This is a genomic window from Cohaesibacter marisflavi, from assembly GCF_963665895.2.
GTDB lineage: Bacteria > Pseudomonadota > Alphaproteobacteria > Rhizobiales > Cohaesibacteraceae > Cohaesibacter > Cohaesibacter marisflavi.
The window spans coordinates 1619320-1645479 of sequence record NZ_OY762534.1 but is presented as its reverse complement, the minus strand read 5'-3'; the positions used below and the strand labels follow the sequence as shown (position 1 = coordinate 1645479).

The following is a 26160-nucleotide window of genomic DNA, read 5'->3' as shown; positions in this document are numbered from 1 at the left end:
CTTCAGCAGCTTGCCTTATCCAATAGCGGCTCGTGAAACCATGTTTATTTGCGATGGTGGAAGCACGTACATAATCAGGCATGGTGCTATTCTCGTTTGATGATGGTGGGCGTGACCAAGTCAGACATGCAGACATGACAATTCGCTTGGTCATTGGCGTTTGAACAAGTTGAAATAGGACAGATGATTGATTGGGCTGGGCTTAGTCGTTGCACCAGAATTTAGGGCCATCGGGCCAGCGGCGGGCTAGGCGCTGTTGCAGGAGGTATTTGCCTGCGTCCTGTCCATCGACTGATACCTTGACGAGCGTACGGCCATAGTAGCCTTCACCATAGGTGCGCAAGCTGATTTCGCCTTTGCTGAGGAAGCTTGATAGGGCTCTGGTGGCGTTGGCGGCCAAGCGCTGTTCTCCGCTGCATTGGCCATTCGTTTCAGGCGTATCAACATCCTTGAGGCGGTATTTGGTGCCTTTGAGCCAGAAAGTGTCGCCATCGACAACGCAAGAGACGCGTTTGCCGCTGGAGCAAATCGGCATTGAGACCCGGCCATGGTCCGTTGGTGTTGTCTGATTTTCGTTCATCACATACAGGCCATAGACTGCGAAAGAAAGCACTGCCCAAATTCCCAGATTTCTCATTTTGCTTGCCTCTTTGCGTTGAAACTCATTCGGTCTTTGGGCTCTCGTTCATTGCTGCGCAATGAACTGGCGCGCGGCATGTCCGCTTGCTCCGGCGTTGAGCGCTATGCGCTTGTACCTGCCATTCCTAGCGCATGTAGGTAAAGGTCTAGTAAGGCTTCCATCTCTTGCCGCTCATTGGCGTCTTGTTTGCGCAAGCGGACGACCTGGCGCATGGCCTTGGTGTCGTAGCCGTTGCCCTTGGCTTCAGCGTAGATATCCTTGATATCGTCGGAAATGGCTTTCTTCTCTTCTTCGAGCCGCTCGATGCGTTCGATAAATGCGCGCAGCTGATCGGCTGCGACCCCGCCATTGTTGGTCATTGGATTGCTCCTGAAAGAATAAAAAGAGAAAGGAGAAAAGCAGATGTGCTGGCCATCACCCCCAAATATGAAAGGCCTTCCCGCAAGGCGAAAAAGGTGGCTTTCAAAGCTGGTTTGCAAGAGCGCCGCCGCATTGGAATATAGATCTCTTGCATCTGCCTTTCTCCAGTTGGCGCAAGAGATGAGGGAGGAATGCTTGTCTCTCGCGTGCCATCGCCTTGTATGGTGATGAATACATGGCTTTGCGCAAGAAGAATATTAAATTCAAATAAATTGAATAGTCAATATAAAAATTCAAATAAATTGAATTTCATGAGTGCAACTGATGTTGTTGATCGAACGAATTAGCTTGCTCAATCATGTATCGCACTTGTTGTAGAGACATTGAGAGCGTGTAGGAAAGGAGTGCATCGTCAAGCTTGTCGGCTTGTGAAATGGCTTCAATGAGGGTTGCCTCTAATTGGTTGAGAGTTTCTGCCGTTTCACTAGAAGTAAGCTTGATCATATTCCTTTCCTCTTCATAGCTGCGTTCAAACCCTTTGCGCTCTTTGATGGCCGTGTTAGTTTGGCCTTTTGCGCCGGTCATCATTAAATAAACGACGATTAGCGCAAGGGTGATTGCTGCAATTTCGGAATAGATATACAGCACCTTGTTAGATCCTGATTGGTGCTTTGCGACAAGGATATTTTAGACTGTAAAAGGGGTTGCAACAAGCGCGTGAAAAAGGCGCAGCTCACATTGTTAAGGTGCGCCTTTTAAGGATTTTTTTAAAGAATGTTCGCTTGGGCGGGGCTACATAATTACCTAGCTAACAATACGCAACGTCGGCCTAGTTGGCTGCTTTTCTTCAAAATCGCCATATAGAGCGACAAAATCAGGTTTGTTGAAGCTAGTGATTTTTAGGACCTCTTCAAAGCTAAAGCTCAGTTCTTTAAGGTGAGCTTTGATTATTGATGGCAAAACAGAGGGGGGCTCGAAGGCGATATCTAAACTCGCAGGCTCTTTTAGCCTCCAACCTCGCTTACTAATTTGTTGCCACAAGTATCGGTTTTGGTTCGGTGTCAGGAAACCCATATCGTTTGCGCACATAAGAAGCGATTGCATAGATGCCTTCCATTCTTTCTTCAAAGACGCCAAAAGCTCTAGAGTAATTTTTCTGCCGCTAAATACCTGCTGCATTTCATTGCGTGGCAACAAAAGAGCAGAGGCAAACTGATTGGCCTCATCTTCCATTGTGGGAGACGGAAAGCGATGCATTACGAGGTGTCCGAGTTCGTGTGCAAGGGTGAATCTAATTCTGTCAGCGGGGTGTTCTTTGTTTATTAAAAATATAGGTGGCTTTCCCGGTGCTGCAAAAGTGACGCCGCTAATTGATAGTCCGTTGAAATTGGTTTCTCCTATTATGATTCCTGCTTCTTCGATTAATCGTGTCAGGTTTTTTATAGGCCCACTTGGTACTCTCCAGAAAGACCTAACCTTGTTAGCGATCTCTTCTGCGGACTCCCACTCATCATACGGAAGGTTTGGAACTTCAGTCTTTGCGTGAATATCAACTTGCTGCAAGAGGCGATTTAGGTGAAAAATTCGGATGTTTAGTTCCGCTGTTATTTGATCAATAACGGGAGCTGAGACCTCAGATTTATTTCCTCTAAACATTGTATGAACGCTCACTGGTGGGCCGTAGACGCGATCAGGAATGGAAAAAAAGGGGATTGGTAAATTAAAGCAATCAGAAGCCCGTTGAATGAGCTTCTGATCAGGTTCTACGAGATCGTTTTCAAGGCGAGACAAAAGCGTTTGTGGAATATTCAGTTTGGCTGCTGTATCTCTTTGCGTCAAACTGCGAAATTGCCTTGCTAGTCTGAGTAGATCTCCAAAAGTTGCCATGGTTATTCACTTGATGCTGTTTTGTTTGGATTCTTTACAGAAACCAAAGGTGGATTGTTGCTGGGATTATGTGGGGGTATCGGAACGATGTTGAAATCGCGGCCAGATTCTTCTTCTGGGATCTCGTAGCTCCAATTTGAATGTGATCCGCTTCTAGAGACGACAGAAACTGATGATATCTCGGTGCCTAATACATTAGGTTTCCATGTAATTTCAACCTTTTCGGCTTCCTTGGGGAGTCCTGGAAGCGATTGCTGTGGATCTATGAAGTCCATTTCTGCTTGAGTCATGACGTTTCGCCCGAGACCTTCGCTATCGCCTTTTTTGAACCTAATAATCACTTGCCCTTGCACTAAGAGCTTGATCGTTTGCGGTTGCTCGAAAATTGCGACGTCTTTGTCTAGAGTAAATTCGGAACTCGCGAGATTTGCAATTTCGTCAAACACGAAATTAGCAATTGTACGAGGGTACCTCACTGGGCTCTTAGCTCTTTCGGCTCTGGAGGCTTTGTAAAACACGAACTCTTCATATGCGGAGCACACTAGTTGTCGCAGAGTTCCGTGATATGGGTTGAGAATTGCCTTTACGTCTTCTTCTGTCAAATGGCTCATAGTTTTCCTCATAATTGAACCGACTCATTTATGACGCCTCCCTCGTCCACTTTATGGTATGAAAGAAAACTGCAAAATGGAAGAAAATTATTCAGATTTGATTTTGATTTGGTGTTTGTCTTCATAAATTCAAGTGAGTTAAGTAGCTAAATGCTATGGATACCTGAAAATCCTAGGTTGCAATGTTTCTGTTTTGTTCTCATAATGACTGTGTGGGAAGGCGCGTTATGAGTGAAAGAGAAATCAAGTTGCTGCTAATGATTGATGCCTGTCAGGCGTCTGGTTTCTCGCTAGATTTGCTCGAATGGTTGACGCGCGGACTTGATGCCCATGCCTTGGCGATTTGTTGCGGCAATGTATCCGCTCTTCCTAGATATAGAAAATCTAATGAAACCCCGTAGGTCTTTCGGATGGAAAGGGCTCCGTCCAGAGACAAACGACTTCTCCCGCTTAGCCAATTACTAAGAGTGGTTGGGGATGCGTTGATCGTGCGAGCAAATTCAACCTGGCTTAGCTCCAAGTAGTCAAGGAGCCAATTTAGGCGTTGTGCAATGATCTGCGGATCTGATTCATTTGTGTTTTTCATGCCCAAACAATCGCACAATTCAAAAAAGTTGAACATTAAAGAAACTTGCAGTTGACAAACTTCAATTAATTTGAAGATTATTGCTGTTATGAGCACAGCAAAATGCATCGTGGGTGATTTGGGAGCTAGGTCCGTTGCAAAGCGGCTGGGCGTTGGCGCGTCTGCTGTTTCCAATAATGTTGTCTTGGGGTCTTTTCCTGCGTCCTGGTTCGTTCCTCTCTTCCTCATGGGGTTAGAGAAGGGTGTTTCCGTTCCTGTTTCCCTTTTCCGCTGGCGCTCTGTTGATGCTCTCAGTCTGCAAGGCTGTGAGGTTGAATTCCATGTTTCTGGCGCGGCGGATGGCTCATGAGCGGCGAACACAAGCTTTTATGCAATTTCAACGGACGCGATATCTATGGCGAACTGCTGGCGGCGAGTAAGCTGGACGTCAAAACGGTTGGCAGTGACGCGCTGGCAGAAGTTACCGGATATCGCAAGCAGAGCATTGATCGCTGTTTGCGGCGGCGCTCCAGCCAAGACGACATGCGGCAACAATCGCTTTCGCTGTTTATGCTAGCCGATTTGATTGCCTTCTCTGATGGGGAAGCCCTGCGGGCGCTTCGGCTTTTGCTGGAGCTGGCAGGCCTTCAGGCCGTGCCGTGCTCGGATTGCAATCCGGTGCCAGCGGGGGCTGGTGCTGTGGCTGGCGTCAGCTCTGATTTTGCCGGTCTGTTGGCTGGTATGAGCAAGGCACTGGAAGACGATGCGCAAATCTCGGTTTCGGAAATCCTCGATTATGATCTGATTGAAGCGGCGGACCGGCTACACCTCAATGCGCTGTCTCTCAAAGAGAGTTTCAAGGCAAAGGTGGCGCAGGCCAGCGCCAAGAAGCCGAACGGGCGGAAAGGGGGCGCGGATGGCCGTTAAACCCTTGCCTCCTTTGCAACTGACCTTTGATGCGCTCGGCTTTGGCCCTGACATGCTGGATAAGGTGCCGCATGTCTTCAAGCGTAAAAAGGGCAAGAGCAATCCCGAACCAACGGCATGCAGTGCGGACCCTTACAAGCTTTGTGCCTTTCGCTTCCAACGTCAACTTGGCTTTAGGCGCTCTTACGCTCTGGGCGAATATGCCTCTTTCGCGCTGAAATATACCGAGTTGCCAGAGGGCAAGCGGTTTCGCGATTTTGCCTATTGCATCATCGCGGCTTCGGCAGTCAGTGAGCGCTATTTCCTGAAGCCTGAAGAGATTTTTGTAGAAAAGCGCGATCACATAGAAATCAGTGGTGCGCGCCATATTGCGCAGCATCTGGCCGTAGAGATTGGCCGCTGCTCGACTGTGATGGTGGGGCAGGTTTTTGACCGGCACCATGCCAGCGTGCGCAATGCCGTTGACCGCGTGGCCGTGTTGCGGCTGGCAAGCCCTGCGCTGGAAGCGGAAGTCAGCAATCTTGAAAATGTTGTTCTTGACCTTTGGGCCTTGGCTGACGAGGGCGAAAGCCTTCGCAAGCGCATTGCCTTGATTGCGTGAGGGAAGGCAAACGAGTGAAACGAGAGCCAACCATGCCAGCGAAAGGTCTTTGCGAAGCAACGAGCGAGAGCATCGTTCATTCTGGGTGGATCGTTGAGGCCGGGGCTGTGTCTCGGGCTATCCAGTATTTTGACCGGCTGGTGGAGCCGCGCATTGTTGCGGCTGATGACCTCACGGCAACCGTTAGCCATGTGCAAAGCGGGCTAGGAAATCGTGCTTATCGAATGTTCGGATTTTCGATGCTAGGCGAAGCTGAAAGCTTTGTTGACCAGATCGCGCAGCGGGCGGTTGAGGGCAGGGGGCGGCTATGCTGAAGCCAAGGCGGCGTCCTTATCGGCCATCCATTGACCGGCTCGAAACGCGACGTATTCAAATTAACCTGATTGAGCAGCGCGGCTTTAATCCGCCAGTTGTGACCATGCACGGGCCATGGAACTCGCCCGACTGGCGCGAGCGCAATCTCTTTTTACATGAAGCAATCGCGGTGCGGGACCGGCTTAACGAGCTGTTGCCGCAAGAGGCTGCAATGAAGGGCGTGAGTGATGATCAATGATCGGGGCAATCGCAGCGCGCAGCTGTTTTCTGGCGGTGTTCCTCTGATGGGGCCGACTTTACGCGCTGAAGCACCGAAGCGGGTGCAAGAGCGCGTCAGACGCGAGCGCGAGGCCGCGACGGTAGAGCGCGACGATAAGGGGCGTGTGCAGCTCTGTTACACCCGCATGCAATGCGGCAATGGAGGTGGGGTAAACAGGGTTACTCTTCCGCGCTTTGTGGCGCTGGAGCGGATGCGGGATGAGAAGGGGGAGCGTTGATATGTCAATCCAAACCTTCTCGGGGTTGTGCATGCGTAATTCGAAAATTATCGCCTTTATTAATTGCTACCCACTTCTTCGGATCAAGAGTAAGTGTATCGAGCGTTTCTGTGTCTATCACCATGTTTTGAAGGTTTGCTTCTTTCAGCTCAGCACCAGTAAAGTTTGTATTCTTAAATGTTGTAGCTGCAAGGCTAGAGCCAAACAGATTGGCGTTCTCAAAACTAGCATTCTCTATATTCGAAGTAGCAAAAGTGCTTTTAAACAAATCCGCATTTTTGAAGTTGATGCGGATCTTGCTTTCGTAGAAGCGCCTGAAATTGGCATCTCCAAGCTGGGGGCGCCACTGATCGTCGTGTTTCGATCCTACTTCATTGCGCAATTCAGATATTGCTCTAATTGCTGCTTTGAGGCTGCTGGATGTGTCATACTGGTGAGAGTAGCTTCGGCTTCTCGAGCGTATAAACGTACAAAGCAAATTTTGCACCGGGAAATAATAGTCTCCAGTTGTATCTGTGAGTGCAAGGGCCTTGAGCTGCAAAATCCCTGCTTCTCTCAATTCTCCCCTTTGATCGCTAGAGAGCATTTCTGCGGCTCTTGCGTATCTTTCGGCAAGCTGTCCTTCTCTTGCGAGTTCGACCTGTTTCTGGATCAGCAAGTTTCCATCTCTAACCTTCAAAGCATAGTAGATAGCCCCGATGGCTGCCGCTCCGGTGACAATAGGAGATATGAGGTAGTAGAAGCCTTCAAACCCTCTGAGGGGCTGGTTATTAAAGAGATCCCACAAACTGGGGAATGCAACTCCAATGGCACAGCCGAAAGCGAAGATCGCTATGAGTTGAATTATCGCAGTTTTGTTGAGCTTGCCCATTGGAACCTCTTCTTCATAAAACCCTTAGCAGCAAACGACAATCTGTCCTCGTTTGCAACTGCAAGGCGCAGGGTATCACCAAGCTTTCGCGAGGTGGCGTGATGGCGAAGGTTATTGTTGCCTGCGAGTTTTCCGGGATCGTCCGAAATGCCTTTCTTGACCGGGGTCATGATGCCTGGTCTTGCGATCTATTGCCGACTGAGAATAGGCCGAATAGGCACATTATGGGCGATGTTCGCGACGTGCTGCATGATGGCTGGGATTGTCTGATCGTGGCGCACCCGCCTTGCACGAGGCTTTGCAATAGCGGTGTGCGCTGGCTGAGCAAGCCACCAAAGGGCAAAACGCTGGCTGAGATGTGGCGGGAGCTGGAGGAGGGTGCTGCGCTGTTCTCGGCCATGTGGAACGCTCCTATTCCGCATATCGCGGTCGAAAACCCGGTGATGCACAAGCACGCCAAAAAGCTGATCGTGAACTATCAGGAATTCAGCCAATCAATCCAGCCATGGCAGTTTGGCCATGGTGAGGTCAAACGCACCTGTCTTTGGTTGAAGGGCCTGCCCAATCTCGAACCGACCGATATTGTAGAGGGGCGAGAGGCGCGCGTGCATCGTATGCCACCGGGGCCTGAAAGAGCCAAGGAACGATCGCGCTTTTTCACCGGTATTGCCGACGCGATGGCCGACCAATGGGGGGCAGAGATTGAAGCAACGGCAAGGAGGGCGGCGTGATGGCTGAACGGGTCAATCTGTTGATTTGTCGAGATAATGAATTAAGACAAAAACCTATCGGTGATGTCTCTTGCTTAGATGTTTTATCTAAATTGAATATTTTTCATCTGTTCTTCAGTGAGTATGCCAATCTCAAGTACTGCTTGTATACCGCTAGGATCATAGTCAATTCCTTCCATGACTACATTGTCAAAAATCGCACCATCGAAGTCACAAAGGTGAAAACTGCAGTTAGAGAAGTTGATATAACCGAAGGTGGTGTTGGTAAATTTTACTCTCGAAAAGTGACAATTTCTAAAATTGCACTCTGTGAACTTCGTGTTGTAAAAAGTGAAATCAGATACGTATGCGTCTTTAAGGGAGAAGTTCTGAATAATACAACTAGACAGGTCGGAGCTATCTCTGAGCTTTTCATCTCTTTCTTCCACCTTCTTTCTGAAACTGCTAGTTACGACGCGGTCGACAAAATTGAAATGGATCATATTGGGAAAGTTGCCGCTAAACGACAGAACCCATTTCAATGCGAAATCAGCATCTGGTTTTCTAAGTTTTTCCGGTTTCTCGAGTCTTTCACGCAAAAATCCACAAAGGAGGCAAAAGATTTCGAAGGCTCTACCTTCTGGGTCAATACTTGCAAGTTCCGTAAGGGTCAGTATACCTGCGTGTCTGATGGTTGTTTTCTCGCTCCCCAACATATCCGAGCCTTTCTGATAGCGATCCAGGTGTTGCCCTGCTTCAGTCAGCCTGAGATGCGAATGAGAAACGATGGAGCGCCAGACCGCCAGAAAAATGCCTATTGGGGCAGCCGTGATGAGTACGAGGCTGCGCCAATCAGCGAGCGAGAGACCCCAAAAAAGTACCTCTTGAGTTACAGGCTGCATTTACTTCGTCCATTCAAAAATTGCCACTTATTCGTCTTATGGTTGCGTAGCAAACGTGTCTTCTCTGTTCAAGTCTCAGGTGTGCGTCCAAAGAACCTCTATTTGACAATCCTACCGAAACAGCGCATGATTCCGGGTGAGGCGTCAGAACCTCTTTTGCTAGCGGACACCGCACCCGACAGTCAGCGGTATTTTTGTGCCCGAAATCCGGAAAATGGCCGTATTGCGTGCGCACTCGCCTATGGGCGGGAGGGCGGTGAATACAATACCCGCAAGGGGAATAAGCCCGCCTGTCTAGCACAGGTTCTGAACCTCCCGCTCACCAGTGGGTCGTCAGAAGCTCTCTGTGAGTGGTGTCTAAACGCCATGCTAGAGGCTTTCATGATGACTTGCCATTCCTCAAGGCAGAGGCGCGCTTGCGCTCTGTCTCATTCCCTAGACCAGATAGACCTTGCTCTGGAGGCCGAACGCACGCTGATTGACGCGATGCTGTTCGTCGCCAATGAAACGCTTTGCAAAGGCCGTGAGGGCCAAATGCTGCACGGTCTGCTCTATCTCCTAAGCGAACACCAAGCCAAAACCGAACAAGCCGCCTCAGACGCGCACAGAGCCTTGAGAGAACAAAGGGAGGTGGCGTGATGCGAAGTTCACTGGCAGCCTTTGGGAATACCGTACTTTTGAGACTTTTCATATTCAGGCCGAAGGGCGGGATCGCAAAGCTTCGTAATGGACAGGCCCAATGCTCCATACGAACCGTCCGTAATCGGCATTTGATCTTTCCAAGCCCAAGCTTTTTCAAACTGTCTTTGTGTGAGATTTTTGGCGCAAGCCGGAATGCCAAAATCATTCAAAGCTACACCAATAGTGTATGGTTCTGTATGACAGAAAATAGTGTTGCTGATATTGACATCTCGAAAATTGACGTTTTTCAGGTTGGCACCCGACAGATCTGCACCACTAAGGTCGAGAATATTCAGCTCAGAAAAGTTCGAAAAGTTGACACCAGCCAGATCAGCATTCTTCAGTATTACAACATCCCAACTCGCGTTTGTTGTGCGAATTCCTTGGAGATTGGAACCGGTGAAATCAATCGAGCCAAAGTAGGAGCCGGTAAAGTTCGCGAGATACAAATTTGCGTGCGAAATGCTCGCTTGTATTATACGAGCTCCTGTGAAATCTACGCTCGCCAAATTAGCGTTGACAAAATTTGTCCCCCAAACGAGAGTACCACGACCAACATCATTCAATTTGGCATACACCAGATTGGCGCCTTTGAAATTTGCATACGAAATATTCGCTCCAACCAGATTTATATCTTTCATTTGAGCACCTTCGAAGTTGGACTCACTAAGATCGGCTCCGCTAAAATCTGCGTCATCAACAGAAGCATTTGGCAATTCCAAAAAACTGATTTGAGCGCCTTTAAGGCACTGGTACGCGGAATAAGGAGCCAGATCACTCATAAACTTTCGTTCGCCCCACTTATGGCAGGACAAATCGATTCCGGACAGACTCTTACCCTCCTTATGCAGCGTTTCGAGAGCTTCCTTTTTTCCTACCGAACCTGGAGAGTTCGTCGAAATAATTTGCAAGCTTTGCAGAACCTGGTTCTGCCTATTCTCTTCTCTAGCAAGCCGAAGACCTTCCTGAGAGACCCGATTATCAGCGATGGCAATCCCAAGCCCTGCAAGGGCCGCTACGATGCCTGCCATCTCAAAGATGCGCCAAATGGTCGAGCGCTTTACTTCCTTGCGCAGTATGGTTGCTGTTGGTTCTACGATTTCCACCTTCTGAGCCTTCAGTCGATTGCTCGCACGGGATCGCATGTTTTTCTTTTTACGCAAAATGTAGCTGCGGGTCATCGGCTGGCCTCCGTCTGGATCGCAAACAGCTTAAGCCTACCTTGTTTTAATTCAAGCGAAGGTTGCGTAGTCCCCACTGTCAAAACGGAATGGAGGGACGCGGCATGAAGAGCTATAACGCGGGCCTTGTGCAGCGGGCCAATAAAATCGGGATTGTAACAGAGGCGGCATTTATGGAAGCCTGCCAAGAGGTGCTTGAAGCGCCAACGCTGGTTGACCTTGGATGCGCCTTTTCTGCGCATTTGGGCACGGCGCGCCTGTTTGGTGACAAGGCCGTAGCGCTCTTGACCGAGGTGCATAAATTCAGAAAGGCCGAGCTGCAATGCGCAGATTATTGATTGCGGCTGCTGTGGGGCTGCTGTGCGGCTTTGTTGCCTTTGCGTTGATCGGTGTTCCAGCTTTGGCTTTCTTTTGCCCTGACGGGCTTGTGAGTACGCCTTCATGGGTGGGCGGTGTTGGTCGAGCTGTTGGCTATGGCGCCTTTGCGCTGTGGCTGGTTGGCACTGAGGTCTATTTGCGGCGGCAAGGGGGCTTGAAATGAGCGTGCGTGCATCAAATTGGGCTTGGGGTTTGCAGAGCGTAAGTGGCACAACAAAGCTGGTCTTGATGGCTCTGGCCGACTGCGCCAATCATGAGGGCGTTTGTTGGCCTTCCAATGACACAATCAGCGAAAAGGCCGTGGCCAGCGCTGCGACTGTGCGCCGCTGCGTTGCTCGGCTGGAGGCCTTGGGCTTGATCATGCGTGTGGAGCGCAAGAGGGCAGACGGATCGCAAACATCAAACGTCTATTATCTTCAAATCGGCAGTGCGGGCGGCGCTGGCGTGGCTGTTGTTGAGCCTGAAAGCGAGGCCGATTGCGAGCCAGAACAAGGCGAAGCTGACGTAACGGCGAATGAAAATAATGTAGACATTTCAAGGCCCGCTCAAAATGAGTGCCCCCCCACTCAAAATGAGCGCCCTCCCTCTCAGAATTGCGCGGGGTGGGTCTCACCAGTGAGCGCCCTTGAACCACCAATTAACCAAAATAACCCTAAATCCCATGATCGGCCTGATTTGAGCGCCTTGATGGCGATGGAACCGCATGAACGGGCAAGGGCGATGAAGCGTTGGGGGCTGACGCCTGCCAGCTTCGGCAAGACAACACGAGAGATGGGGCTCAATCCGAGAGCGCTCAAGCAAAATCCGAGGGCCAAGGCAAAGGCGGGAACGCCAGTGCCGCCAGAGCGTCAGCGGGTGTTCGTGGTGCAGTATTCGCCTCAGTGGGAGGCTTGGGTCAAACATCGCGGCAGGTCTATTCCGACCGGCAACTATCGCGATCCTGAGACAGGGCGTTTCCTGACCGGTTGGTGGTTTGATACCCTCTGGCCGCCTGACTGCGCTGAAAGTTCGTAAGGCTCAGCAAGACAGGGAAAGGGGAAATCACCATGCCAACAGCACCAAGCACATTCAAGGCTCCATGGGCACCAAAGCGAACCAAGCAGGACAGGGAGCGGACCAACGACAAGGAACGGCGCAAGCGGCATCCGTGGCGCGGTTGGTACAATCTGGCAGCGTGGAAGAAAATCAGAGCGCGAAGGCTGGCGAGCGATCCGCTTTGCATGATGTGCTTGGCAGAAGGTAAGACCACAGCGGCAACCGTGGTTGACCATATCGAACCGCATCGAGGCAATCGGGATTTGTTCTTCAGCTACGCCAACACGCAAAGCCTATGCGAGACGCACCACAACAGAGACAAGCAGCGCATGGAAGCAAACGGCGAACCGCAAAGCCCATCGCCAAAGCCCGAGCCTGACTTCTATTTCTGAAAGGGAGGGGGAGGTCAAATCTTCCCAGACCCAACATCTGGAGACCGGCGGGGTAGAAGCATTTTTACGGGGCTTGAATTTAAAAGAGAAAACCCATTAAGTGTATGAATTTATTTATTTTATTGTCATGAAAAATTATTTTCTGAATAATTTGGAGCGGCGCGAGATACCGTTAGATTGCCAAAGAAGGCGGCGGGAGTAGAGACCTAAGGTCTTTTGCTTAATTCCAAAATTGCAACTTTAATCAGATAAGACATAAATTCGTCTCCCAAGTCTTCAGATACAAATAGAGCATCTAGAAGATGCTCCTGCAATTGCTGGATTGGCATTTTCTGAGAAGAAGAATGGCAAGCAGATGAGTTTGAGATATTGTACATCATTTACAACCCTGTTGAAAATTTGAGTGGTATTAGATAAAATTACAACTGTTTTAAATTGATCGTATATGGAAATAATCTGGAAAAATTTTTTATTTAAGGAATTGAATTTTATGGGTAATTTAAATGCTAGATCCGGTGCCCATCTTAAAAGGCTGGCCATGGCACAGTCAGTGCAGAGCGCAATTGACCTGCTCATCGAGGCAAGGGCAGAAGAGAGGGGAGTGGGAAAGTGTGATTTTCTCGAAAATCTGACTGAAGTAGACGCAAGTCATTGGAACAAGATTGTCAACGGAAAGGCCACATTGACCTTAAATAAATTTAAATTACTTACTCAGCGTCTTTGCGTGACCGAGGAAGAAGAATATATAATTTTACAACATTATGAAAAAAATCGCAATTCTATCAAAGAAAATAGATTTCGTAAAAAGTCATTCAATAATATGAGTCGATCTCAAATCGAAAATACATTTTTTGCATCTGGAGTTTCTTTGAAAGATTTATGCGATTATAATTGTTGTTTTAATTATATTAGTAATACGATAGAGTTTGAGAGGAAAAAGGGAAGTTTTCTAACTGCACGAAAATTAATACTTGCGGTTCTGCTAAGCTTGAAACGAAAATATATCACGCTACCAGATTCTGTGATGGAGGATATCGTCACTGAGTTGCTTTCCAATTATGCATATATTGGACATATTCAGGCTGACCATCTATTGTTCAAAGATGCGCTTGGTGAGTTGGAGAAACCATTTTGGAAACAATGGGATAAAGGTGGATTGAGCGCGCTTCGTCTACATTTGTATAGGAGATTTTTCGATGAATTTCTTGGTGTCGACAAGGAAAAGATTTATAAGTATCAACTAAAAGCATATAAAATTCTTAAATCAAGTGACGTTAATGAGATGCGGTATCATCAAGTGATCGTCAATAAAAATAAAATGGATATCGATATTGGTTTTAAAAAAATAGAAGATCAAGAAAAATTGAAAAGAACTTTATTTATAAGGGATAAAGTTAATTATACTGATGAAGAGTTGGCGATAGTGTCAAATATATATGCGATTTATTTGATACGACAAGGCCGGTTAGATGATGCAAATGTTGTGCTCGCTCGTGCTATTACGGAACTTGACAAAAATCTTGGGAAATTTTCATGGGGAAGAGCGAATATAAGAGAACGCCAGGGTGTTTGTGCTCTCACAGAATTTGAACTGACTGGAAATATAAATTTAGCGGAAAGTGCACTTGGCTATTTTGACGATGCACTTCAACTTAGTCGGAGGTTAGGTAATACTATTTTTGAAGATCGCATTTTTCATGCTCGAATGCAGATTTTAGCGAAAAGCGGCATTTCAGCTGATGTGGCTGGATGAAAGATTTTTAAGAGTCTGGAATTTAAAAGAAAAAACCAAATATTAAAGTATTTTCAATGTGTTATAAATTTCTATTCGGTCGAATGCCTATCTATCTACCTACTACGAAGTAAAGACGATAATAGCTTTTCAGAGTGAGAAGCGACTTCGTAGCTGCTTTTTACAGCGTATAGATTAACTTGCCTGATATGCTCTGGTGGTTCAGAGCATATTAGAGGAATGTTGCTATTGATATTACGTGTCAAGACTAATGCAATTTTAGGTGAAATTGGAAACCAAATTTCCATGTTTGGATTTAGCAGTCCATTAGAGCCTCCATTCCCAACCCTATAAACCATACGGCTTGATAGAATGAAAGAATGGTTGGTAGACGAAACAGCCCAATGAGGGAAAAATTCAGACAAGACTGCGGATATTTTTTTGTTGCCGCAGACTGTACCTCTAACTCGAATGTCGCGTCCAATTGCAGCCAATTGTTTTTTATCATCCAAAATTGACAGAAGGTCACTAGCGCTTTGGGATTCTGGCCCTTGATGTGTCCGCGCAAGAATTGAGCTCTCGACGACATCTTTTCCTATTTCGATATCGCTAGATAAATTTGCAAAGTCAGGAGTACGCATTAACATCACTTTGACCATCTCTCTGACAGATACCAAAGCTCCGGGGTTGAAAGCGGGAACCGACCTATTCTGCAATATATTCTCAACTTCAGGGAGCCATCGTCCTAAAAAATCGTCGACACGCCCGTAGAACTCTTTCTCCACATGGTCCGATGGTTTGGTTCCTTTGAGAATAGTATTGTAGTCACGTGTAACAAAAGACTTGGAAATTTTCTTTTTTTCTGGTGGAGGATATAGGCCTGCATTGTCTCTTTTTGATCGCCAAACCCGGACTCGTTCGCCGTTAATCGAGAATTGCTTTTGCAATACTTCTGGGACGATGTGGTGATTAACAGCTCTGTCTGTCATGGAATTTTACCAAATGTGAGATGCTAAAAATATTTAAAAAGCGAAATCTGACTCCCATCGCTACATAGTAGAGATATCGCGACTTATCAACCTAACTAAATCCAATTCCATCATGTGAGGGCTGGCGGGTGACTGCTGGCCCTTTCTTGTGACTGGAAAGGCCTGCCCGGTTCTTTGCACCCGAACCGGGCGGGCCGCTTGGGGTTGATATGGCTAGAGGCAGAAAACCGGATCTTGAAAATGTTGTCCCTATGAAGGCAACAGACGGGTTGACGCATGAAGAGCGTGCAGAACGGGACGCGGCGGCGCTCAAACCGTTCGACCTGACCGAATATGAAGCGCAAATCTGGGACAGGATCGCGCCACAGTTAGGACTACAAGGCAGGCTTAAGCCCTATTATGTGGATACGGTGGCTGAATATTGCCGTGCATTGATCCGCATGCGGGCCTTGCGCTCGACCTTGCAGGAAGAGGGCGAGACTTATTCGGTCTCTGGGCGCAATGGCACGCAGTATAAATCACGGCCAGAAGTGGCGCAGCTAAACGAGACTTGGCGGCAATGGCGCAACCTGACTGCAGCGCTTGGCCTATCGCCAACCGATGAACGCGGGCTTGCAGAAGGGCAAGGCGATCTATTCCCAGACGCTGACAATCCCTTTGCAGGGATGGGCGCATGAGCGCGCTTGTGATCGATGCTGAGCTATATCCACGCACTGCGTCGGCCTTCCAATATGTGGACGACATTCTAAGCGGTGTGATTCCGGCTTGTCGCTGGGTGCGGTTGGCGTGCGAGCGGCACCGGCGCGACCTGGAGCAAGCGGCGGGGGATCTGTTCGGCTTTCGCTTCGATCCTGCCAAATCTGAAAAGGTGCTTATCTTTATCGAGGCCATGCCCCACACAAAGGGCAGGTGGGCGGCACAGCGCAAAAGGCTTGTGTTGGAACCTTGGCAGCGTTTTTTTGTGGCGTCTCTGTTCGGGTGGGTGCGCAAGCTGGACGGGTTACGGCGTTTTCGTGAAGGGCGGCTCATGGTGCCGCGTAAAAACGGCAAGTCGGCGCTGGCCGCTGGCATCGGCAACTATATGTTGTCAGCTGACGGTGAATATGGGGCTGAGGTCTATAGCGGCGCGACCACACAAAAACAGGCCTTCGAGGTGTTCAAACCGGCGCGCCTGATGGCGAAAAACACACCCATGTTTCGGCGCACCTTGGGCGTTGAGGTGGCCGCGCAGAAGCTCACGACCAAAATGGGCGGGGTGTTTGAGCCGCTTGTGGGCGATCCGGGCGACGGTGCATCGCCTTCTTGCGGAATCGTTGACGAATATCACGAACACACAAGCGACAAGCTTTATGACACGCTTAAAACCGGTATGGGTGCACGCGATCAGCCCTTAATGCTGGTGATTACCACGGCGGGCGATAACATCGCGGGGCCATGTTACCTGGCCTTTGATGAGCTGAAGAATGTTCTTGAGGGCGTGATAGAAGATGATGAGCTATTCGGGCTTGTCTATACGATTGACGAGGGCGACGACTGGACAGATCCGGCGAACCTGATCAAGGCAAACCCGAATTTCGGGGTGTCGGTCGGGGATGAGTTCTTGCGCTCCGAGCAGCAAAAGGCAATCCGCACGCCACGCAATCAGGCGCGATTCAAGACAAAACATCTCAATGTCTGGATCTCGGCCAAGACAGCTTATTTCAATATGGAAGATTGGAACAAGCAGGCTGATAGAGAGCTTTGCATCCCTGAAGGGAACGAGGTGGCGCGCTTTGGGGCGCTCGACCTTTCCAGCAAGTTGGATATCACCGCGCGGCTCGACCTGTGGCGCAAGCTGGTGAATGGCAAGCATCATTACTATGTGATCGCACCGCGCTTTTATCTGCCTGAAGAGACAGCCCAAGACCCCGAGAAAAAGCATTATCTTGAATGGTCCGAGACCGGCGCGCTGACTGTGACCGATGGCAATATCATCGATTACAACGTGATCAAGGATGACATTGAAGATGATCACGATTGCATCCCCTTCGAGCGGATCGGCTATGACCCTTGGGGCGCGACACAGTTGGTTTTGGAAATCCAGAATGAACTGAATATTGAGGTCACCGAATATCCTCAACGTGTCGTCACGCTTTCCGAGCCCATGAAATGGGTTGAGGCGCTCTTGAAGGATGGCCGGTTGCACCATGATGGCAACCCGGTTTTGACCTGGATGATATCAAACGTCATCGCCAAGCCAGACGCCAACGACAATGTGTTTCCACGCAAACCATCGAACGAAAAGAAGATTGACGGGGCTGTGGCCCTGATCATGGCGCTGGGGTTGGCCATGGCTGAGGACCAGAACGAAGACGAGGACATGGATAGCTATTTCGCATCCCTGTAAATCCTCGCTTTTTGCGGCTTTGGCGGCACGCTTTGGGCAGAAGATATCAACCAAAGCGGGGGCGGTGTTAGCTTTGCTTCAACAAGTTTGTTGCCAACAAACGCAATCAAATTTGCATCAATTGGAGGTGCAGAGTGGACTTAATCAATCGCATCAAGTCGGCCGTTGTTCGCAGCCTGACGATACGTGAGCCGAATGGCTGGGTGTCTGATGCAGCGCGCGCAGACAGCGGCGAACTTGTCACCTTCGAAACCGCCATGGCGCTCTCTGCGGTTTGGGCTTGTGTCAATTTGCTTTCCGGCACTATCAGCACCTTGCCGCTCTCAGTTTACAAGCGAGACGACGACACCCGAGTGGATGCAAGCAAGCACCCTCTTTATAGCCTTCTGCACGATAGTCCGAATTTCAATCAGACTGCGGTTGATTTTTGGGAGCTTATGGCTGCTTCGCTAGAACTGAAAGGCAACGCCTTTGCTCGCAAGGTAAAGACAGGCAACCGGATTGTTGCGCTTGAACCGATATATGTTGAGGTCCTTGTTACTAAAAACATTGATGGCAGCTTGCGCTATCGCTGGACTGAAGACGGAAATAGTTTTGATGTATCTGAAGCCGATGTTTTGCATATTCGCGGCTTTGGCGGCAATGCGCTTGGTGGCTTTTCGACGCTGCATTTTGCGCGCAATTCCTTCGGGATTGCACGGGCCGTGGACAAATCGGCAGGCTCGACCTTCAAAAATGGTATGCGCCCGAGCGGTGCCCTGACCTTTGAGAAGTTTCTCAATGAAGAGCAGCGCAAGATTGTTGAAGAACGGCTGGTCAAAAAATTCTATGGCGCGGTCAATTCCGGGCGTCCTCTCATTCTGGAAGGTGGCACCAAATGGGAGCCGCTCACGATCAATCCTGAAGACGCGCAAATGCTGGAAAGTCGCAAATTCTCGGTTGAAGAGATTTGCCGGTTTTTCGGGGTGCCGCCGCATATGGTCGGCCACACAGAAAAGAACACCTCATTTGGCACTGGCCTTGAGCAACAAACCCTCAGTTTCATCAAATTCACTTTGCGGCGGCGTTTGAAGCGCATCGAGCAGAGCATTAACAAGCAGCTCTTAACTCCTGCGGATAGGGCGGCAGGATTCTACGTTGAATTTGATCTTGAAGAACTTTTGCGCGGGGATAGCAAGGCGCGCGCCGAGTACTACGAGTCCGGCCTAAGGGTCGGTTGGTTCAAGCTAAATGAAGTTCGAAAAAAGGAAAAATTGCCTCCAGTTCCTGGGGGCGACGTTGTGCGCATACAAATGCAGAATGTGCCGATTACGGAGGCGGGAAATGCAGATTGACACGAAAATTACAGCTCCAATTCTGGATGTGAAGGCGCTTTCCGACAAGGGCGAATTTGAAGGCTATGCCAGCACGTTCGGCGGTGAGCCTGACGATTACGGCGATATCATCGCACCGGGTGCTTATGCCGACAGCATCGCAGAGCATGCCGCAAGTGGCTCCATGCCAAAGTTGTTCTGGCAGCATAACAGGGACCAGCCAATAGGGCGTTGGCTCGAAATGCAGGAAGACGACAAGGGGCTTTTTGTTCGCGGCAAGCTCAATATGGGGGTGCAGTGCGCACGCGAAGCTCATGAGCTTTTGAAGGAAGGCGACATTGACGGGCTCTCGATTGGATACCGGATCAAGGAATATTCCGTTGATACTGAGACCGGCGTCTGGACGCTGGAAAAAATCGACTTGCGCGAAATCTCCGTTGTTTCCATCGGGGCCAATCCGAATGCGTTGATTGGCAGCGTCAAGGCTCTCAAACAATCTCACGATTTGACAGAACGGCTCAAGGCTGGGGACCAGCTGACAGAGCGCGAGTTTGAAATGTGGCTCAAGGGATTGGGCTTTTCAAACTCACAGGCGGAACGTGCCGCGCGGCTCCACCTGATCGGGCAGGGGGATCCTGCCAAAGCGGACGATGACCGGGCTTTCTTGCAAGCCTTGTTGCATTAATTCAGCACCCACAGGAGCAAACATCATGGCTGATAAAAAGACACCTGAAGAACTGGCAGCGGAAGTCAAAGCCGGTTTTGAAACAGCAATCGACAAAGTGAAGGAAGTTGCTCAAGAGGCTTTGGGCAAGGCGGCGAAGGGCGAAAAGCTGACCGAGACCACCAAGGAAACGGCAGACGAAGCCTTGCTTAAAATGAACGAGCTGAAAGGCCAGTTTGAAGAATTTGAGCAGAAGATGGCGCGGATCGGCTCAAACCCTGCTGAGCGTGCAAAAAGCATCGGTGAGCAGTTTATCGATGATGAGCAGGTCAAATCATGGATTGCGGATGGCCCGACCAAGGGCAAGGCCGATATGAAGATCAAGGCCACGATCACCACGGCCACCACAGACGCGGCGGGTTCTGTTGGCGGGGCGATTGCGCCACAGCGTGTGCCTGGTATTCAGGAATTGCCACAGCGTCGCATGACGGTACGCGACCTGCTTTCGCCCGGTGATATGTCATCGCCCAGCCTTGAATATGTGCAGGAAACCGGCTTTTCCAACAATGCGGCACCGGTGGCCGAAGGGGCTGCAAAGCCATCCTCGGACATTCAGCTTGATCTGAAAAGCACGAGCGCCAAGGTGATTGCCCATTGGTTCAAAGCATCCAAGCAATCGCTGGATGATGTGCCACAGCTTCGCTCGCTGATCGATAACCGACTGTTGTACGGTCTGGCCTTCAAGGAAGAGTTGCAGCTTTTGAGCGGTGACGGTACCGGCCAGAACCTGCATGGCATCATTCCGCAAGCCTCGGCGTACGCGGAACCTTTTACGCCAGACTCCGGCACCAATATTGACACCTTGCGCCTTGCGATGCTGCAAGCCGTTCTGGCTGAATATCCGGCAACCGGTCATGTGCTCAACCCGATTGATTGGGCACGCATCGAGCTGACCAAGGACGGGCAGGGCAAATATATCATTGGTCAGCCGCAAGGCTCGATCACGCCCACGCTCTGGAATTTGCCGGTGGTCCAGACACAGGCCATTTCGGTCGACAAATTCCTGACCGGCGCTTTCAAGATGGCTGCACAGGTCTTTGACCTTTGGCAAGCGCGCGTTGAAGTCGGTTTTGAAAATGACGACTTCACCAAAAACCTTATCACCATTCTGGGCGAAGAGCGTCTTGCGCTGGCAGTCTATCGGCCTGAAGCCTTCATTTATGGCGATTTGGGCAACGTCACCGAGTAACGGCATGCAATGACCAAGAGGGGCGGCGCGCTGTCCCTCTTCCAGAACTCAAAGGAACGATCATGGTAAAGCGAGATTACGCGGTTTTGCGCCAACATTTGGGCGACAAAATGTATGAAAAAGGCGATAGCCGAACGGTGGAAGAGGCCTCAGTCCAGCACCTTTTGAAAGCTGGGGTCTTGGCTGAATGGAGTGACGAACCGGCGCAAGCTGTGGCTGAGCATTCCAAGGATGACAAGGACGAGCCAGAGAAGGCGGAAACCGCCAGCGCGGCACCGGAGACCAAGGCGGCGGCGAGCGTGCCGGAAACAAAGGCCACTTTGTTCACCGAAGCGGAAACGGCGGCAAAGACTGCCAAAAGCGCCAAGGCTGAAAGCGGGGCCGCAAAATGAAATTCGCGCCATACCAGATAACGGCACCGGATGCACTGCCGGTCACGTTGGACGAAATCAAGACGCATTGCCGCGTTGATGGTGAGAGTGAAGACGATTATTTGACGGGCCTTTTGCAAGCCGCTGTCAGTTATCTGGATGGTTACAGCGGCATCTTGGGCAAATGCCTGATGACACAGGAATGGGCGCAAGAATTTGAATGGTGGGCGACTTTCCGCTTTGCCTTGGGCCTGTCATTGACCTGGCTTCGATTGCCTATTTTGACGGGGATGGGGAAAGCCAGACGATGGACCTTTCAAGCGTGCGGATTGAGCGGCGCGTGCTTGGGGCTTTTGCTTGCCTCAAGGTTGGTGCGAGCTGGCCAGATGCCGACCCGGACGCGGGGCCTATTACGGTTACTTGGCGGGCTGGATATGGGGACGCGGCGGCGGTGCCTGCGGGGATTCGGCACGCTATCAAGCTGATGGTCGGGCATTGGTTTGAAAATCGCGAAGCGGTTTTGGTGGGTGTTGCTGCCAATCAACTGCCCTTGGCGGTGGATGCGCTGATCGCGCCACACAGGAAGGTTTTGTGATGGCTGAGATTCGTATGGAATTGAAAGTCAAATTTCCTTGGTGGTGGCGGCTATATATGGCAGGCGCTGTTTTCTTTGAAAGCACCATAGGCGGCATTGATAGTGAAATAGCAGCGGCGTTCCTTTGCAAACATACCAAGTTTGAGCTGGAAGAAATCAAAGGGGGCCATGATGCAAGCAGGCAAGCTTAACAAGCGGGTGACGTTTCAAGAGCCTTTACATACTGACACCGCAAGCGGCGGGCAGGCTGAGAGCTGGGGCAATGATTTGACCGTGTGGGGCGGCTTTCGACCAGATCGGGCCAGCGAGAAGGAAGGCGGCGGGCGGCTTGAGGCGACCGTGACCGGCCTTTTGCGGGTGCGCAGCTCTAGCCAGACAACGGCCATCAATGAAGATTGGCGGGTTTTGATTGATGGCGAGATTTATTCGATTGGCGGCATCATCAACCCGGACCAGCGTGGGCGTGAATTGCAAATAACGGTCACGCGCGGGGATCTGGTGTAATGGCCAAGACACGTTGGATCGGCAAGGAAAAGGCTTTCGGAAAACTCAAAAGCCTAGCTCCAGCGATTGAAAAGGACTTAAGCCCAAGCCTTGAAAAAAGCGCCGATGAGTTGGCCGGTCTGGCGCGACGTTATGCGCCCAAGAAAAGCGGTGACTATGCCCGATCAATCGAGGCGGACCAGATCAAGGAAGACAAGCAAACGCCAGCTTGGGGGCTGTTTGCTGATTTCATTTGGCGCTTTATCGAGTTTGGCACAAAGCCGGGCAGATACGGGGCGCGGACAAGCAGCGGCGGACGAGACAGGAAAGTTTACAGAACGCATCCGGGCACGGCTGCGAGGCCTCATATCTGGCCAGCCTACAGGATTGTGCAACGGCGCATCAAATCCAGAACATCCAGAACGATAAACAAGGCAATCAAGACGGTTGGGAGGAGGTAACCCATGGCACTCGATTTTACAGCGGCGCAAGAGCAGCTTGTTAGCGCGCTCAAGGCTGCGGGGATCTGTGACGGGCGGATTTATGACTTTATGCCGGAAAGTCCCTCAAAGGGGCGTCCGGGCCATATGGGGCAACATTATCCTTTCTGTGTTCTGGGCAACTTTGCCGGTGATGAAAGCGACGTTGGCAATCTGCTTGGGGAAGTGATTTTCCAAATGCTGGAGGTGCATAGCCGCGACAGGGGCAAGGCCGAAGCCATGGCCATTGCGGCGCAAATCCGCGACAGTTTGCATAAGGCCTCTTTCACGCTGTCCGATGGGGCAAGCATGCGGGTCATTTGGCGAGGGGAAGATATCAACGGACCCGAAAACAGGGTCTATTTTTGTGACATGCGTTTTGAAATCAAACTCTATGAGGCTTGCACATGACAAAGCATCTTGGTCAAGAGCTGTTTATTCAGGTTGAAGACCCTGAGACAGCGGATACCTATGTCGATTTTTGCGGCATTTCCAGCACTGATTTTTCCATGGGGCCGGAAATGGTCGACCGCATTATTCCAGAATGCGAGGGGGACCGGACGACACCGGCACAGGTGACCAAGCGGGCGGGCAATATTGATCTGAGCTTTACCGGCTCGGGTATTGCCGAAATCAACACCCGCACAACGGCCATTTTCGATGCCGCGCGCACCGGGGTGACGCTCAATTTTAAAGTGACTGTGCCGAACTATGGCAGCTTTACCGGGCCTGCCTATGTCAAAATCACTTTTACAGGCAACACCAATGAAGACTTGGCGATTTCTGCTGAGTTCGGGTGGGAAAGCGTGCCGACCTGGGCGGCGGCGGCATAAGGGGCGATCATGCAAATCAATGAATTGACTGGTGAGGTTTCCGTTACTCTGGGCGGGAAAGATTTCACGCTTCAAGCCACCCTGCCAAGGGTGGCCTCTCTTATGGCTGAGCTTCAAATTTCAGGCCTTAAACAGCTCCATTTCATGGCGGCGGTGCATGATCCGCGTTTGACCTATGCGGGCGTCAAATGCCTTGCCGGACCAGACAGCAAGGGCGCGGCGGACGGGTTGCTATTTGGCGCGACCAGTGAAGAGGCGGACGCGGCAATCGTAGCCGCTCTGGCGGCGGGCATGCCCGAGGCAAAAAGCCAGCCGGGAAAGCCGCAAGGGGAAGCGACCGCATCCCCTTCAGACGCATAAAGCAGGTTGCTTTTGCCTATCTTGGATGGAGCCCTAGCGAGTTCAACCAAGCAACCTTGCGCGATTATGTCGACGCAATAGAGGGTTTTAACCAGCGGTACGGCGAGCCGGAAAAACCAAGCATGTCCAAGGAACGGTTCGCAGAATTGAGGGCGCGATATGGCGGAAACTGATCTTGAAAAACTGGTCTTGCGGATCGAGGCGAATACCACCCAATTCAACAAGGCCTTGAAGAAAATCGAGAAGAACACCGCGTCCAGCATGGGCCGAAGTGAAAAAAGCGTTCTTAAATTCACTTCGCGCCTTGGCGGTTTGGGCAAGGCTGCAAAGGGGGCTGTTTCTGCTGTTGGTGGTCTGGCTGGCATTGCTGTTGGCGGTGGGCTGGCTGGCATTGGGGCAACGATCAAATCAACCACAAGTCAAATTGTTGATCTTGCCTCTGAGGCAAAGCGGGCCGGTGTGAGCTTTGAAGCCTTTCAAGAGCTGGATTATGCAGCGGGCAAAAACAAGGTCAGCATTGATGCTTTGACCGATGGCCTTAAAGAAATGCAATTGCGGGCTGACGAATTCATATCAACGGGGGCAGGATCGGGCGCAGAAGCCTTTCAGCGGCTTGGATATGACGCCAAGGAACTCAAACAACGGCTAAAAGAGCCTGACAAACTCTTTGAAGACATTATCGGACGGCTGCAACAGCTTGATAGGGCGGCGCAAATCCGCGTCTCAGACGAGATCTTTGGCGGCACTGGCGGCGAACAATTTGTGCAAATGCTCGGCGATGGCGTTGAAGGCTTGCGCAAGGCACGCAAAGAGGCGCGCGACCTTGGCTTGGTGATGAATGATGAGCTGGTTGACAAGGCCAAAGAGATTGACCGGCAATTCCAGACAATCACCACCCGCATCGGAACCGGCCTGAAATCGGCGGTGGTCGAGGTTGCGAGCGAGCTTTCAAACCTGATCGGGCGTTTTCTGGAGCTTGAAAACGCCATGCCCGATCCTTCGAGCCAAGCGCGAGGCGCGACTGCAGCCAGACGCGCACGGCGTGGCTCGGTTCCAGGGCGGACATTTGATGAAATTTTCGGCTCGGACGATGAAACGAATTATGCAAGCGGGGCGGCAGGCCGAAGACAAAGGCGCAATGCACAGCGAGCAAGCATCCAAACAACGCCAGCGATAAGCACGTCAAGTGATCCGGTTGAAACGATACCGTCAACAGGGTTCAAAGTGCCGGGCTCTGGCGGTGGTTCTGGGGCTGGCGGCAATGCCGATCAGCAGGCCGATAAGGTGCAAGAGGTCATTCTAGCCCTTGAGCAACAGGCGCAACAGCTCGGGCGCACGTCTGATGAGCAGGAACTTTACAACGCCTTGGCAAAGGCGGGTGTGAGCCTTCAGAGTGAAGAGGGGCAAGCTATCGCGGCGGCTGTTAATGGCCTTCAGGCAAAGCGTGTGGCGATGCAAGAGGCGATCAGCACTTCAAGGGCTATGCAGCTTGAGACCGAAGAGCTAGCGCAGAATTTCGAATATCTGGGGCAAGCGGGCGTTGATACGCTCTTGGACATTGTAAGCGGGGCGTCCTCGGCTGAAGATGCAATGCGCTCTTTTGCCTTGCAGATCGCCAACGCGGCGGCGCAAGCGGCGCTCTTTGGCTCCGGGCCTATGGCGTCTTTCATGTCAGCCTTGACGGGAACATCTGGCGGCGCATTGACCGGGCTTTTCACCTCTCTTGCGGGGTCTCTTGTTAGCAGCGGTACCGCTACAACATCATTAAGCCCTGGCTTTCTATTCGACACGGGCGGCTATACCGGCAACCTTGCAGCTGACGAAGTGGCGGGCGTGGTGCATGGCGGCGAATATGTCTTTTCAAAAAGGGCAACCGACAAGATCGGGGCGGGCAACCTTGAGGCGCTGCATAAGCGGCTGAAGGGCTATTCAAACGGCGGCTATGTCGATTCCCTCTTCAGTACAAATCTGGGCGGGATGCTTAATCCTGTAGGCGCTCAAGGCGGTTCTGGTGGGCAGTCTTCAGCGGGTGGCAACACGCACAATTGGTATATTTCCACGCCTGACGCTCAAAGCTTCAAACAGTCCAAAGGCCAAATAGCCGCAAATATGGCGCGCCTTGTGGCACAGGGCGGACGCAATCAATAGGGGCT

37 protein-coding genes and 1 pseudogene are annotated in these 26160 nt (G+C 50.8%); 27 read left to right on the top strand and 11 right to left on the bottom strand.

All coding sequences use genetic code 11. From position 1 onward, the window contains the following. Nucleotides 1-202: 202 nt before the first annotated feature. The 7 genes from ACKPCT_RS08695 to ACKPCT_RS08665 all read right to left on the bottom strand — a co-directional run bounded on the left by ACKPCT_RS08695 (nt 203) and on the right by ACKPCT_RS08665 (nt 4084). The gene (locus tag ACKPCT_RS08695; protein WP_319568992.1) at nt 203-637 is read right to left on the bottom strand and encodes a thermonuclease family protein; all 435 of its coding nucleotides are present in this window, start codon (nt 635-637) and stop codon (nt 203-205) included. A gap of 104 nt (nt 638-741) precedes the next feature. Further along, on the bottom strand, nt 742-999 hold the full coding sequence (locus ACKPCT_RS08690; protein ID WP_090068337.1) for a DUF2312 domain-containing protein: 258 nt from the start codon (nt 997-999) through the stop codon (nt 742-744). Further along, a complete protein-coding gene (locus tag ACKPCT_RS08685) occupies nt 996-1154 on the bottom strand; it encodes a hypothetical protein (protein WP_210186622.1) in 159 nt (52 codons plus the stop codon). The genes ACKPCT_RS08690 and ACKPCT_RS08685 overlap by 4 nt, the downstream gene beginning before the upstream one ends. Nucleotides 1155-1309: 155 nt before the next feature. Further along, nucleotides 1310-1648 (bottom strand): hypothetical protein, encoded by a 339-nt coding sequence (locus tag ACKPCT_RS08680; protein ID WP_319568991.1) that lies wholly within the window; start codon nt 1646-1648, stop codon nt 1310-1312. A gap of 156 nt (nt 1649-1804) precedes the next feature. Then, a complete protein-coding gene (locus ACKPCT_RS08675; protein ID WP_319568990.1) occupies nt 1805-2887 on the bottom strand; it encodes a helix-turn-helix domain-containing protein in 1083 nt (360 codons plus the stop codon). A gap of 2 nt (nt 2888-2889) precedes the next feature. After that, nucleotides 2890-3498, bottom strand: coding sequence for a hypothetical protein (locus ACKPCT_RS08670; protein ID WP_319568989.1), 609 nt, complete (start codon nt 3496-3498; stop codon nt 2890-2892). A gap of 271 nt (nt 3499-3769) precedes the next feature. Next, a complete protein-coding gene (locus tag ACKPCT_RS08665; protein WP_407652482.1) occupies nt 3770-4084 on the bottom strand; it encodes a helix-turn-helix domain-containing protein in 315 nt (104 codons plus the stop codon). An 88-nt stretch (nt 4085-4172) separates the two neighbouring features. On the opposite strand from ACKPCT_RS08665, the gene ACKPCT_RS08660 reads away from it, so the two are divergent. From ACKPCT_RS08660 to ACKPCT_RS08635, 6 genes are read left to right on the top strand one after another with little or no spacing between them, the layout of a single operon-like run. Beyond that, on the top strand, nt 4173-4433 hold the full coding sequence (locus ACKPCT_RS08660; protein ID WP_319568988.1) for a hypothetical protein: 261 nt from the start codon (nt 4173-4175) through the stop codon (nt 4431-4433). Then, on the top strand, nt 4430-4990 hold the full coding sequence (locus tag ACKPCT_RS08655; protein ID WP_319568987.1) for a hypothetical protein: 561 nt from the start codon (nt 4430-4432) through the stop codon (nt 4988-4990). Before ACKPCT_RS08660 ends, ACKPCT_RS08655 begins: the two co-directional genes overlap by 4 nt. Continuing rightward, nucleotides 4980-5591 (top strand): helix-turn-helix domain-containing protein, encoded by a 612-nt coding sequence (locus ACKPCT_RS08650; protein WP_319568986.1) that lies wholly within the window; start codon nt 4980-4982, stop codon nt 5589-5591. The genes ACKPCT_RS08655 and ACKPCT_RS08650 overlap by 11 nt, the downstream gene beginning before the upstream one ends. A gap of 32 nt (nt 5592-5623) precedes the next feature. Further along, a complete protein-coding gene (locus ACKPCT_RS08645) occupies nt 5624-5905 on the top strand; it encodes a hypothetical protein (RefSeq protein WP_319568985.1) in 282 nt (93 codons plus the stop codon). Then, the gene (locus ACKPCT_RS08640) at nt 5899-6144 is read left to right on the top strand and encodes a hypothetical protein (protein ID WP_319516718.1); all 246 of its coding nucleotides are present in this window, start codon (nt 5899-5901) and stop codon (nt 6142-6144) included. Before ACKPCT_RS08645 ends, ACKPCT_RS08640 begins: the two co-directional genes overlap by 7 nt. Further along, nucleotides 6134-6403, top strand: a complete 270-nt coding sequence (locus ACKPCT_RS08635; protein ID WP_319568984.1) for a hypothetical protein — start codon at nt 6134-6136, stop codon at nt 6401-6403. The genes ACKPCT_RS08640 and ACKPCT_RS08635 overlap by 11 nt, the downstream gene beginning before the upstream one ends. 4 nt (nt 6404-6407) lie before the next feature. Here the strand turns inward: ACKPCT_RS08635 and ACKPCT_RS08630 are convergent, their stop codons facing one another. Further along, complete coding sequence (locus ACKPCT_RS08630) at nt 6408-7274, bottom strand: pentapeptide repeat-containing protein (RefSeq protein ID WP_319568983.1); 867 nt, start codon at nt 7272-7274, stop codon at nt 6408-6410. A gap of 101 nt (nt 7275-7375) precedes the next feature. Here ACKPCT_RS08630 and ACKPCT_RS08625 point away from each other — a divergent pair, with 101 nt between their 5' ends. Further along, a complete protein-coding gene (locus tag ACKPCT_RS08625; protein WP_319568982.1) occupies nt 7376-8005 on the top strand; it encodes a hypothetical protein in 630 nt (209 codons plus the stop codon). Between the two features lie 83 nt (nt 8006-8088). Here ACKPCT_RS08625 and ACKPCT_RS08620 read toward each other — a convergent pair whose 3' ends face one another. Then, nucleotides 8089-8487, bottom strand: a complete 399-nt coding sequence (locus ACKPCT_RS08620) for a pentapeptide repeat-containing protein (protein ID WP_407652481.1) — start codon at nt 8485-8487, stop codon at nt 8089-8091. 1046 nt (nt 8488-9533) lie between these two features. Next, nucleotides 9534-10748 (bottom strand): pentapeptide repeat-containing protein, encoded by a 1215-nt coding sequence (locus ACKPCT_RS08615; protein WP_319568980.1) that lies wholly within the window; start codon nt 10746-10748, stop codon nt 9534-9536. A 104-nt stretch (nt 10749-10852) separates the two neighbouring features. Between ACKPCT_RS08615 and ACKPCT_RS08610 the strand changes: the two genes are divergently transcribed. From ACKPCT_RS08610 to ACKPCT_RS08590, 5 genes are all read left to right on the top strand, one after another. Further along, nucleotides 10853-11086, top strand: a complete 234-nt coding sequence (locus ACKPCT_RS08610; protein WP_319568979.1) for a hypothetical protein — start codon at nt 10853-10855, stop codon at nt 11084-11086. Then, nucleotides 11071-11289 (top strand): hypothetical protein, encoded by a 219-nt coding sequence (locus ACKPCT_RS08605; protein WP_319568978.1) that lies wholly within the window; start codon nt 11071-11073, stop codon nt 11287-11289. The genes ACKPCT_RS08610 and ACKPCT_RS08605 overlap by 16 nt, the downstream gene beginning before the upstream one ends. Continuing rightward, complete coding sequence (locus ACKPCT_RS08600) at nt 11286-12140, top strand: helix-turn-helix domain-containing protein (RefSeq protein ID WP_319568977.1); 855 nt, start codon at nt 11286-11288, stop codon at nt 12138-12140. The genes ACKPCT_RS08605 and ACKPCT_RS08600 overlap by 4 nt, the downstream gene beginning before the upstream one ends. 32 nt (nt 12141-12172) lie before the next feature. Next, nucleotides 12173-12553 carry an HNH endonuclease gene (locus tag ACKPCT_RS08595; RefSeq protein ID WP_319568976.1) on the top strand — a complete coding sequence of 127 codons (381 nt, stop codon included), beginning with the start codon at nt 12173-12175 and terminating at the stop codon, nt 12551-12553. Between the two features lie 490 nt (nt 12554-13043). Further along, nucleotides 13044-14306 (top strand): hypothetical protein, encoded by a 1263-nt coding sequence (locus ACKPCT_RS08590; protein WP_319568975.1) that lies wholly within the window; start codon nt 13044-13046, stop codon nt 14304-14306. 95 nt (nt 14307-14401) lie between these two features. Here ACKPCT_RS08590 and ACKPCT_RS08585 read toward each other — a convergent pair whose 3' ends face one another. Beyond that, nucleotides 14402-15274 carry a DUF4238 domain-containing protein gene (locus tag ACKPCT_RS08585; RefSeq protein WP_319568974.1) on the bottom strand — a complete coding sequence of 291 codons (873 nt, stop codon included), beginning with the start codon at nt 15272-15274 and terminating at the stop codon, nt 14402-14404. Nucleotides 15275-15483: 209 nt separating this feature from the next. Here ACKPCT_RS08585 and ACKPCT_RS08580 point away from each other — a divergent pair, with 209 nt between their 5' ends. From ACKPCT_RS08580 to ACKPCT_RS08510, 15 genes and pseudogenes are all read left to right on the top strand, one after another. Then, nucleotides 15484-15951: a P27 family phage terminase small subunit gene (locus ACKPCT_RS08580; protein WP_319516728.1), complete on the top strand. Its 468-nt coding sequence runs from the start codon at nt 15484-15486 to the stop codon at nt 15949-15951. Further along, a complete protein-coding gene (locus tag ACKPCT_RS08575) occupies nt 15948-17660 on the top strand; it encodes a terminase large subunit (protein WP_319568973.1) in 1713 nt (570 codons plus the stop codon). The genes ACKPCT_RS08580 and ACKPCT_RS08575 overlap by 4 nt, the downstream gene beginning before the upstream one ends. Before the next feature lie 134 nt (nt 17661-17794). Further along, entirely contained in the window at nt 17795-18994 is a 1200-nt protein-coding gene (locus ACKPCT_RS08570) for a phage portal protein (RefSeq protein ID WP_319568972.1), read from the top strand. After that, nucleotides 18984-19658: an HK97 family phage prohead protease gene (locus ACKPCT_RS08565; protein WP_319568971.1), complete on the top strand. Its 675-nt coding sequence runs from the start codon at nt 18984-18986 to the stop codon at nt 19656-19658. The genes ACKPCT_RS08570 and ACKPCT_RS08565 overlap by 11 nt, the downstream gene beginning before the upstream one ends. Nucleotides 19659-19683: 25 nt before the next feature. Beyond that, on the top strand, nt 19684-20886 hold the full coding sequence (locus tag ACKPCT_RS08560; RefSeq protein WP_319568970.1) for a phage major capsid protein: 1203 nt from the start codon (nt 19684-19686) through the stop codon (nt 20884-20886). A gap of 62 nt (nt 20887-20948) precedes the next feature. After that, complete coding sequence (locus ACKPCT_RS08555; RefSeq protein WP_319568969.1) at nt 20949-21278, top strand: hypothetical protein; 330 nt, start codon at nt 20949-20951, stop codon at nt 21276-21278. Next, a pseudogene (locus ACKPCT_RS08550) lies at nt 21275-21382 on the top strand (phage head-tail connector protein); the annotation flags it as partial. The gene ACKPCT_RS08555 and the pseudogene ACKPCT_RS08550, both read left to right, overlap by 4 nt. Nucleotides 21383-21477: 95 nt before the next feature. Then, nucleotides 21478-21852, top strand: coding sequence for a head-tail connector protein (locus ACKPCT_RS08545; RefSeq protein WP_319568968.1), 375 nt, complete (start codon nt 21478-21480; stop codon nt 21850-21852). Beyond that, nucleotides 21849-22043: a hypothetical protein gene (locus ACKPCT_RS08540; protein WP_319568967.1), complete on the top strand. Its 195-nt coding sequence runs from the start codon at nt 21849-21851 to the stop codon at nt 22041-22043. The genes ACKPCT_RS08545 and ACKPCT_RS08540 overlap by 4 nt, the downstream gene beginning before the upstream one ends. Next, on the top strand, nt 22021-22356 hold the full coding sequence (locus ACKPCT_RS08535) for a phage head closure protein (protein ID WP_319568966.1): 336 nt from the start codon (nt 22021-22023) through the stop codon (nt 22354-22356). The genes ACKPCT_RS08540 and ACKPCT_RS08535 overlap by 23 nt, the downstream gene beginning before the upstream one ends. Then, nucleotides 22356-22796, top strand: a complete 441-nt coding sequence (locus ACKPCT_RS08530) for an HK97 gp10 family phage protein (protein WP_319568965.1) — start codon at nt 22356-22358, stop codon at nt 22794-22796. Before ACKPCT_RS08535 ends, ACKPCT_RS08530 begins: the two co-directional genes overlap by 1 nt. A gap of 3 nt (nt 22797-22799) precedes the next feature. Further along, nucleotides 22800-23225, top strand: coding sequence for a DUF3168 domain-containing protein (locus ACKPCT_RS08525; RefSeq protein ID WP_319568964.1), 426 nt, complete (start codon nt 22800-22802; stop codon nt 23223-23225). Next, nucleotides 23222-23647 (top strand): phage tail tube protein, encoded by a 426-nt coding sequence (locus ACKPCT_RS08520; protein WP_319568963.1) that lies wholly within the window; start codon nt 23222-23224, stop codon nt 23645-23647. The genes ACKPCT_RS08525 and ACKPCT_RS08520 overlap by 4 nt, the downstream gene beginning before the upstream one ends. A 9-nt stretch (nt 23648-23656) precedes the next feature. Continuing rightward, a complete protein-coding gene (locus tag ACKPCT_RS08515; protein WP_319568962.1) occupies nt 23657-24007 on the top strand; it encodes a hypothetical protein in 351 nt (116 codons plus the stop codon). A gap of 159 nt (nt 24008-24166) precedes the next feature. Then, nucleotides 24167-26155 (top strand): hypothetical protein, encoded by a 1989-nt coding sequence (locus ACKPCT_RS08510; protein WP_319568961.1) that lies wholly within the window; start codon nt 24167-24169, stop codon nt 26153-26155. Nucleotides 26156-26160: the final 5 nt, after the last annotated feature.